The organism is Halomonas sp. ND22Bw, from assembly GCF_003011945.1.
In the GTDB taxonomy this organism is placed as follows: domain Bacteria; phylum Pseudomonadota; class Gammaproteobacteria; order Pseudomonadales; family Halomonadaceae; genus Halomonas; species Halomonas halophila.
In genome coordinates, this window is sequence record NZ_PXWD01000033.1 from 1 (window position 1) to 1,183 (window position 1,183).

Genomic DNA, 1,183 nt, shown 5'->3' on the forward strand with positions numbered 1-1,183 from the left:
GGCCGAATGATCATCTCGTAATAACTGAAATACTCAGGGCCAGGGTAGGTTTGGAAGGCCAAGCTGTCGTTGACGAACTTCGCGGCATGCAGATCACCGATGACGACCTTGGTGCACTAGTCGGTCCACGATGGGTCAGTTCGATGACCGTGTTCGCAATGTCTGAGCTGCTTCTAGGCGATGAACTCGGAAAGCTCAACGATTTACGCGGTGACGATTGGAAACGTGCTAGTGACTCAGCTGCTGAAGTTGGACGATCACTGGGCCTTAAATACGACATTTCGGACAGCGAGGGAGCCGAACGAGATTGGTGCGCTGCTCGAGGGGCGGCATGGGCTGTCGCAATGCATGAACACCTCGAGGGACGCGATTTCGAAACTCTGACCGCACCGTGGATCAGTCTTGTCCGACCGAAGTTCGTTCAACTCTTCATGGACAATGCTGATCGACCGTCATTTGTTGCCCAGGTCTACGACGAGCTATGCAGCCATTCTGGAGGTCATGCAATTCTGAGTGCAGCAGATCAGAGGGTTGATGTGTGAAGCACGAAGCTACGGTATTCATCCTTCGTCTAGCTGTCGGCATTTACGATCATCGCGGGCCTGATCTGTGGGGTGGACATGATGTCTACGGCTGGATTTACGCTGGTGAACGCGCTGAATCGTCTGAAATTCTTGCTGCGATGTGCTGCTATTACACCCCCGACTACGCCCGTGAAGCCGGATTCGACATTGAAGCACTGGGTGAATACCGGGGTCTGTTCGATGCACTGGTGAAGACAAGCAGAACCCCGGAAGAGAAGGCTGGCGTTGTTGAAGCATGGGGACTCGCCGCGGACTAGCGGCTTCCCGACACGCCGTACTGACCAGCAGATCAGCGATAAACGCTGTTTCTGCTGGTTAAGTGGATAAAAACCAAATAATCGATGAACCTCGAAGTGGAGTATCCGAGCTGAACTAGCTGGATTTACTCCGAAAATACGAGCGGCGACGAAGGGTGTTGGACCACCCTGCCGCCGCCTTCGAGGCTCCTACTTGACTAGGACCCCGCTCGTTATGACCAGCGTAAGTGCTGAACACCTTTCCGGCAAAGACCGGTCCCCTGTCCTCGTGTCGTCCGACAAGCGCGGTGTCCGGCACGAACTTCGACCCAAACTTCAACAAATCACCACGTCAGAAACTTT

2 protein-coding genes are annotated in these 1,183 nt (G+C 54.1%); both read left to right on the forward strand.

What is annotated here, in order from left to right; translation table 11 throughout:
* Nucleotides 1-542: hypothetical protein (locus CVH10_RS25370; RefSeq protein WP_219924725.1), on the forward strand; the 542-nt coding region annotated here is incomplete at its 5' end.
* Nucleotides 539-841 (forward strand): hypothetical protein, encoded by a 303-nt coding sequence (locus tag CVH10_RS25375; RefSeq protein WP_064114079.1) that lies wholly within the window; start codon nt 539-541, stop codon nt 839-841. The genes CVH10_RS25370 and CVH10_RS25375, both read left to right, overlap by 4 nt.
* The last annotated feature ends 342 nt before the right edge of the window (nt 842-1,183 follow it).